General features: G+C 65.4%; 7 protein-coding genes. 6 read left to right on the top strand and 1 reads right to left on the bottom strand.

The window, feature by feature from the left end; translation table 11 throughout:
• The 6 genes from plsX to AC3LCN_RS05495 all read left to right on the top strand — a co-directional run.
• Nucleotides 1–1,052 (top strand): phosphate acyltransferase PlsX (gene plsX, locus AC3LCN_RS05520; protein WP_488649068.1); only part of this gene is annotated, 1,052 nt, incomplete at its 5' end.
• Between the two features lie 7 nt (nucleotides 1,053–1,059).
• On the top strand, nucleotides 1,060–1,533 hold the full coding sequence (locus AC3LCN_RS05515; RefSeq protein ID WP_488649067.1) for a transcription antitermination protein NusB: 474 nt from the start codon (nucleotides 1,060–1,062) through the stop codon (nucleotides 1,531–1,533).
• Nucleotides 1,530–1,775, top strand: coding sequence for an acyl carrier protein (acpP, locus tag AC3LCN_RS05510; RefSeq protein WP_488649066.1), 246 nt, complete (start codon nucleotides 1,530–1,532; stop codon nucleotides 1,773–1,775). The genes AC3LCN_RS05515 and acpP overlap by 4 nt, the downstream gene beginning before the upstream one ends.
• Nucleotides 1,776–1,838: 63 nt before the next feature.
• On the top strand, nucleotides 1,839–2,576 hold the full coding sequence (gene rnc, locus AC3LCN_RS05505) for a ribonuclease III (RefSeq protein WP_488649065.1): 738 nt from the start codon (nucleotides 1,839–1,841) through the stop codon (nucleotides 2,574–2,576).
• Nucleotides 2,573–6,184, top strand: a complete 3,612-nt coding sequence (gene smc, locus AC3LCN_RS05500; protein ID WP_488649064.1) for a chromosome segregation protein SMC — start codon at nucleotides 2,573–2,575, stop codon at nucleotides 6,182–6,184. Before rnc ends, smc begins: the two co-directional genes overlap by 4 nt.
• Before the next feature lie 44 nt (nucleotides 6,185–6,228).
• Nucleotides 6,229–7,092 carry an AAA family ATPase gene (locus AC3LCN_RS05495; RefSeq protein WP_488649063.1) on the top strand — a complete coding sequence of 288 codons (864 nt, stop codon included), beginning with the start codon at nucleotides 6,229–6,231 and terminating at the stop codon, nucleotides 7,090–7,092.
• On the opposite strand, the gene AC3LCN_RS05490 is transcribed toward AC3LCN_RS05495, so the two are convergent.
• Nucleotides 7,069–7,469, bottom strand: a 401-nt coding sequence (locus AC3LCN_RS05490; RefSeq protein ID WP_488649062.1) for a hypothetical protein, incomplete at its 5' end; no start/stop codon positions are given. The genes AC3LCN_RS05495 and AC3LCN_RS05490 overlap by 24 nt on opposite strands.

Raw genomic sequence — 7,469 nt, 5'->3', positions numbered from 1 at the left:
TCGCAATGAGCGCGTCGGGCGGCTCTGTCCGCCTCGCCCTCGATGCAATGGGTGGTGACCACGGTCCCACCGAGGTTGTTCCTGGCGGCCTGCGATGGGCCAAAGAGAATCCGAGCGACCACCTGACGCTCGTCGGTGATGAGCAGATCATTCGCACCATCGCCGGTGGCGAACTCCCCGTTAATGTCTCCATCGTCCATGGCCCAGGCGTAATTACCATGGATGAGAACCCCGCGAACGCTGTGCGCGAACGTAAAGACGCGTCGATGGTCGTTGCGGCATCCCTCGTACGCGACGATCTCGCCGATGCTCTTGTCACCGCGGGACACACTGGCGCTGGTATGGCTGCAGGCGTGTTGATCATTGGCCGCATCAAGGGGGTCATTCGCCCAGCGATAGCCGTGCAGTTCCTCCTGCGCGAGAAGCCGCTCCTGTTGCTCGATGTTGGCGCGAATCCGGATTCAACGCCAGAGAATCTGTATCAGTACGCGCATATGGGCCAGATCTTCTCGGAGCGCGTCCTTGGCGTTGTGAATCCGCGCGTAGCACTCCTCTCCATCGGTGAGGAGAAGGGGAAGGGCGATCTGCGCATCCAACGCGCAACCGAGCTTCTCGATCAGTCTTCACTCAACTTCACGGGGAATGTTGAGGGTCGCCATCTTGCCGCCGATGAGGCCGATGTGGTCGTTTGCGATGCGGTGCTTGGTAATGTCGCGATCAAACTCGTCGAAGGGGTAACGACCACCATCACTGATATGTTCCGTTCAGAGTTTCGTCGCCTCCCATTCGGCCCCATCGCTGCGCTGCTCATGCGTGGTTCCATTGCACACATTCGCACGCAACTTGACTACGAGCGAGTTGGCGCAGCAATTCTCTTGGGGGTGCAGGGGACTGTGGCGATCACACATGGGCGTGCCCGTTCGCGCATGGTCTACTTCGCCTGCGTAACGGCAGCACGTGCGGTGCGCGAGCGCGTCACCGAGCAGATCGCCTCGTCGATCGCTGAGAGCAAAATCTCCGCCCCCGACGGTCTCCCCGTCGGACCGGCGTAAGGTGGCAATGCGGCGAGCCTCGGCTGCGCCGAAGGATGCGGCGGCGCGGGCCCATACGGCGGGTCGACGCGATGCACTCACCGCCCTCTATGAGTCGGACTTCGGGATGCGCACAGCGCTGATGGTGCTGGAGCGGCGCGTTGCGGCTGGAGAGGTCCCTGAGGAGACTCTCCTCTGGTCCCGGCCGCTTCTCAAGATCGTCGAGGCGAATCGTCCGCAGATCGATGCCACAATTGAGCGCCTCGCTACCGCCTTCCCCCTTGCCACAATGGCTCGAATTGACCGTTCTCTCCTCCGGTGCGGCCTAGGGGAGGTGATACACTCCCGCACGGCGGCGCCGACCGAGGCGATCGCTGCGTGGACCTCAATCGCCCGCACGTATAGCGGCGAACCGGCCCGCAAACTGGTCAACGGCGTACTCGGCACCGCGCTTCGCGAGGTTGCCGCCACGGCGGAGATAGACGGAGGGAGTAACTCATGAGCGACAAGGATCAGATCTTCCAGGAGCTCCAGGCTTATATCGTTGAGCAGCTCGGCGTTGAGAAAGAGAAGGTGAAGCCTGAGGCCGCCTTTATCGAAGACCTCAATGCGGACTCCCTCGACCTTGTTGAATTCGCGATGGGCCTCGAGGAGAAGTTCGGCGTGACCATTGCCGACGAAGAGCTCGGCAAGATCAAGACAGTTCAGGACGCCGTCGACGCCATCATCGAGAAGAAGGGCTGAGATGGGGCGGCCCCTTGGCCGCCGGCGTGAGGCGAGAGCCTCGCGCGGTGCAGCCAGTGGGGCGTGCCACCACTCACCACGATGACGCTCGTAGTGGCGCCACTTTCGATGACCCCAGCACAACGTGAACGTCTTGGCATCCCAGCAGGGGGCGAGGCGCTCGTAGAGTTGGCCCTCACACACCCTTCGCGCCGCCACCAAGGTGGGGCGGGTGCCGATAATGAGCGCCTCGAATTTCTCGGCGATGCCATCCTCGGCGCCGTCGTGGCCGCGCGACTCTATGCCGACGACGCCGCAGCCGAGGAGGGGGACCTCTCTGAGCGCCGCGCCGCCGTTGTCTCACGCGCCGCGCTTGCGGAGGTCGCTCTGCGCATCGGCATTGCTGAGGTGTTGATGCTCGGCGAGGGCGAAGCCTCTCGCGGTGGCGCGCGTCGCCCAGCGGCACTCGCCGCGGCGTTTGAGGCCCTGATCGGTGCGATCTACCTGAACCACGGTTTCGCCGCCGCAGCCACCTTCATCGAAGGACACATGAGCGCGGAGCTCGCCGCACCTCGCGCTGCACTCGGCAAGGGGATCAAGACCCTCCTGCAGGAGTGGACGCAGGCCCGGAACGGCTCACTGCCGCGCTACGACGTCGTCGCCACCACCGGTCCCGAACACGACCGCACCTACGAGTGCGTTGTTCGCGTCGACGGCAGTGAAGTAGCGCGCGGATCAGGACCAAGTCGCCGCGCCGCTGAGGCCGCCGCCGCGGAAGCCGCCATCGACCTGCTCGGCATCACCGCCGGAGGTGAAAAGTGAGCCGCCTGCGATTGCGCGAGGTGCGACTGAGCGGCTTTAAGACCTTCGCCGACAAGACGACCATCGCCTTCACCCCAGGGATCACCGCCATCGTTGGACCGAACGGAAGCGGCAAGTCGAACGTGGTGGATGCCCTGCGCTGGGCGCTCGGCGAGGCTGGCCGTGGGATTCGCTCGAAGCGCGTGGAAGAGGTCATCTTCGCCGGATCAGAGAAGCGCCGTCCCCTTGGCCTCGCCGAGGTTTCGCTCTCCATCGCCAATGAGGATGGCCTCTTCGATCTGCCATTCACCGAGATTGAGATCGCCCGTCGCGCCGATCGCGGCGGCGGCCAGGAGTACCTGCTCAATCGCGAGAAGATCCGCCTCCGCGATCTCAACGAGCTGCTCGATGGTGCCGGCCTCGCCGAGAACGGCCTCCTCTTCATCGGCCAGGGTGCCGTTGACCAGGCGCTGAGCCTCAAGGCTGAAGAGCGCCGCGCGCTTGTCGAAGAGTTCGCCGGCACCGCACGCCACGAGCGACGCCGTGCACGAGCCGAAACAGAGATGAAAGAGGCGATCGATAATCGCGCCCGCGTCGAAGAGATCCTCGGCACCCTCCGCCCACAAGAGCGCCGCCTCGCGACGCTCGCAAAGCAGGAGGCTGGTCGCGAAGAGCTGCTGACCGAAGCGGTCGAGCGCATCGCTGCGCTGGGTGCGGCACGCGGCGCCTGGATCGCCTCGCGACGAGTGCGCATCGGCGGCCAACTCTCAACGGTGACCAGTGAGCTGCGGTCCATTCGCGAACAGCTGCGCAACGCCGACGAAGAGGCCCACCGTCGCCGCGAGCGCCTCGGGCTTGCCCGCACCGATCTTGACGTGGCTCGTCGTGCCCTTGAGGCAGCCCGCGAGGCGCGTGAATCTGCTGAGCGTGCCCATGCGCGCGTTGACGCCGAGTCGACCGCCCTGTCACGTGATGTGGAGCGCATTGCGTCGGAGGTTGCCGTCGCTGAGTTAGAGATCGCATCGGTTGAGGCACTGCGCGCCGCTGCGGCGCCTGCCGTCGACGCAGAGGCTGTTGCCGCACTTGAGATCCTTGATGCCGACCTCTCTGCCGCGCGCCGCGAGCTAGAGGTGCTCACCGATGGCACCGGAGAGGGGAGCAGCGACTCTGCCGCGCGCGCCCAGCGCACACGCGAGGTGGAGCGCGCAGATCTCACCGCCCGCCTCGAGCGACTCCAGGCGGAGCGCACCGCCGTTACTGCAGATGGCGCTAGCGAAGATCCCGCCGCGGCTGAGAGCGTCCTCATCCTCGCTGCAACCGCCGCGAGCGATGCCGCGGCCCGTCTCGCCGCCGCGTCACGGGAACTCGCTGAAGCGGAGTCAGGCGCCGCCGCCGCCCGAGCAACGGTTGGCGAGAGCGAACGTGCCGCTCGCGCCGGAGAGGCCGAGGCGGCGTCGCTATCGGGCCGGCTCGTTGCACTTGAAACGCGCCGAGCAGCCCTGCAGGAGCGCGCACTATCAAAGGCGGCGCATGCGATTGGAGGGCGAAGCCTGCTCGCCGGTGTTGAACTTCGGGAAGAAGGCCGCACTGCGGTGCTCGCCGCTCTCGGTGCGTTGGCGCGAGGCTTTGTCGTTGATCAGCGTGGGGCAAACTTGCTTGATGACGAGCAGGGGGCACTCCTTATTGATGGCGCTGACGCGATGGCTGCAACGACACACCCGACGCTCCCATCCCTTAGCAGCGAGATCATTAGCGATCCCGATGGACTGCTCGGACGCCTCCTCGCCAGCGTCTTCGTTGCGCCAAGCGTTGCGGCCGCGCTGAGCGCCCTCGCCGATCTACCGCTCGGCGGCACGATCGTGACGCGCGCCGGCGCCGTTGTGCGCCACGGTGGTGTCGTCATTCGTGAGACGGAGCCAGACGATGCCCTTGTTGATTCAGAGATCAGTCGTGCCGCCGCAGCAACGGAGCGGCTGCGTGCCACAGCGGCGGCCCTACGCAGCGATGCCACCGTAGGGGCGGGCGCCCTCACGTCAGCAGAGACACGACTCACGCAGGGGCGTGACGCGGAGGTGAGCACACGGGCAGCGCTCCGGGCCGCTGAATCGGCACGCGCCGAGGCCGAGCGCCGACGTGATGCGGTCCGTCGCAGCACATCTGAGCGCGCGGAGCGCATCGGTAGGCTCGACGCCGCCGTCACAGCCGCCCAGGCGCGACTGAATGAGATCGCCCTTACCCCTGAACAGGCGATTGCCACCGACGCCACGACGCAGTGGCGAGCCCGCGTGGGAGAGCTGACCGCCCGCCGTGCTGATCTCGCCACCGCTGTTGAGACAGATCGAGCCGCCCTGCGCACCTGGGAGCTGGCGCGCGCACGTGGCGATGCCACCGTTGCCGGTGCATCTGCTCGGATCACTCGAGCCGCAGAGGAGCGCGGCGCACTTGAGACGCGCGTCGCGAATCTTCGCGCCCAGCTCGCCGAACAGTCTGGTCTCGCCACGGCAGCCCGAGCCGCCGCAACGCAGCGTGAAGAGAGCGTGCAGGCGAAGGCGGCCCTACAGGTTGAGATTGAGAGCGAGATCGCCACAGATGAAGAGGCGAAGCGCGGCCTCCGCACCCGTGAGCAGCATCTCGATGAGGCGCTGCGTCCGCTCGAACGCGATGCACAGGCGGTTGAATTTGAGCGCGAGCGGTTCATTGAAGAGTTGAGTGGAGACCTTGCCGCCTTCGGTCGCCGCCTCTCTGAAGACGCTCGCTTGGCCGCCGGAATCCCGGTTGCACTGCGCACCGCTGCTCCCGCCGATGACGCCGAGGTCCTCGCTGAAGGGGACACCGCTGCGCGTGAGGCGCTCGCGCGCCAGCAGGCGGCAGCCCTTGCCGTCTACTGGGAGGGTCGGCACTCTTCGGCAACGGCCACACCGCTCGTTGCGCTTGAACCTGAGGAGTTGCGTGCCCTGGAGCGCCTGAGGCGAAAGATCGGCCCACTTGAGGCTGGCGGCGCCAGCATTGTGATGGAGCACCAAGAGCTTCGTGCTCGACTCGAATCACTCGAGGTGCAGACGCGCGATCTTGATGGCGCGATCGAGAAGGCCGCAACGCTGATGCGGGAGCTTGACCTGCTCGTTGAGTCGACCTTTGCGGAGCAGTTCACCGCACTGCAGACCACGTTCGCGTCAAACTTCCAGCTTCTCTTCGGTGGCGGCGATGCGCAGTTGCGCCTCGCTGATGACGGCGAGTCGCGCCGACCAGGCGTTGAGATTGATGCACGCCCACCACTGAAGCGTCGACAGCAGCTCTCGCTCCTCTCGGGTGGGGAGCGCGCACTCACCGGCGTCGCCCTCCTGTTGGGCATGTTGGCGGTGCGACCACTCCCATTCGTCGTCCTTGACGAGGTTGATGCCGCGCTTGACGAGGCGAATGTAACGCGCTTCGGTGACGCGATTCGCGAGCTAAGTGAGCGCACACAGGTTGTGGTGATTACGCATAACCGGGGCACGGTCGAAGTGGCCGACAGCCTCTGGGGCGTAACGGTTGGGGAAGATGCGGCAAGTCGCGTCTTCGGGCTGCGCCTCGATGAGGCGAAGCGCATCGCCGATCAGGCGCGCGCTGAACGTGAGGCGGCGCGTTGAAACTCGCCTTCTGGCGAAAGAGTTCACCCGACGATGAGAAGCGCGTGGCCGAAGCCACCACCCCATCCTCTAACCCTCTCGCCAAAGTTCTCCGGCGGTTCACTGCGCCAGAACCTGACTGGCGCGAGATTGAAGAGGCGCTGCTCGCCAGCGACGTTGGGCTCGTAGCCACCACCGCACTCATTCAGGCGGCACGCGATGGTGACGGCGCAGATGGGCGTTCTCGAGTGCGGGCAGCCGCACTGAGCCTGCTTGGCGATGATTCGGCCAACCAGCTCGATGAGGCGGATGTGGTTCTGCTAGTTGGTGTCAACGGCGTAGGGAAGACAACTACCGCCGCTAAGCTTGCCGCTCGAGCGAAAGGGGCTGGGCTTGCACCCCTCCTCGTCGCTGCAGATACCTTCCGCGCAGCGGCGATCGACCAGTTACGCGCGCTCGGTGTTCGTGAAGGGGTCGAGGTGCTCGAGGGTCGTCCAGGTGGCGATCCCGCAGCCGCAATTCACGATGCGCTGACGCTTGCCGCGGCGCGTGACTTCACTCCCGTGATTATCGACACCGCCGGTCGCATGCAAACACGAAGCGGTCTGATGGACGAGCTCGCCAAGATTCGCCGAGTGGTGACGAAAGTTGCCCCTACGCGCACCGTCGAGGTGCTGCTCGTCCTAGATGGCACTGCCGGACAGAACGGTCTTGCCCAAGCACGTGGATTCGATGCGTCGGCGGGAATCGACGGCATCGTTCTGACGAAGCTCGATAGTGGTGCGCGCGGCGGCGTAGCACTGGCGGTACGTCGCGAACTTGGCCTGCCGATTCGTTGGATTGGAACGGGCGAGCGCGCCACCGATCTCTTGCCATTTGCCGCGGAAGCGTACGTCGATGGATTACTAGGCGCGCCGACGAACCCCTGACGTTGGGATCTGCGAGAGCGACTGGATCCTGCCGAGGCGAGAGCTAGCGACATAGAGGCCGACAGCAATAGAGGCTCCGCCACCAACAACTAGCGCGGCACCACTCCCGGCAACAGAGCTCCCGATCACGCCACCGATAACGATCCCCAGAAGTCGGCCGAGGATGCCGATGCCATCATTCGCGGCGTTGGCGCGGCCTTGGAAGGCGGCTGGTAGAACTCGCCCACGGATGGCCGCCTGGTTTGCCTCCCAGACCGTCTCAAACCCGTCGCTCAGGAGCTGGTGGCCGATGAGCATCGTGAAGCCGATGAGGGTTGGCCCCGGCGCGAGCGGCACAAGGATCAAACCAAAGCCCACGATCGCCAAGCTGACGGAGA

This window comes from Candidatus Limnocylindrus sp., assembly GCF_040397215.1.
GTDB lineage: Bacteria > Chloroflexota > Limnocylindria > Limnocylindrales > Limnocylindraceae > Limnocylindrus.
Note: the sequence above shows the minus strand (reverse complement) of the source record. Positions and strands in the feature narration are given on the sequence as shown.

Bases quoted from the DNA above. Each gene is read 5' to 3' on its own strand.
- AC3LCN_RS05515 (WP_488649067.1), top strand. From the start codon at position 1,060: ATGCGGCGAGCCTCGGCTGCGCCGAAGGATGCGGCGGCGCGGGCCCAT.
- acpP (WP_488649066.1), top strand. From the start codon at position 1,530: ATGAGCGACAAGGATCAGATCTTCCAGGAGCTCCAGGCTTATATCGTT.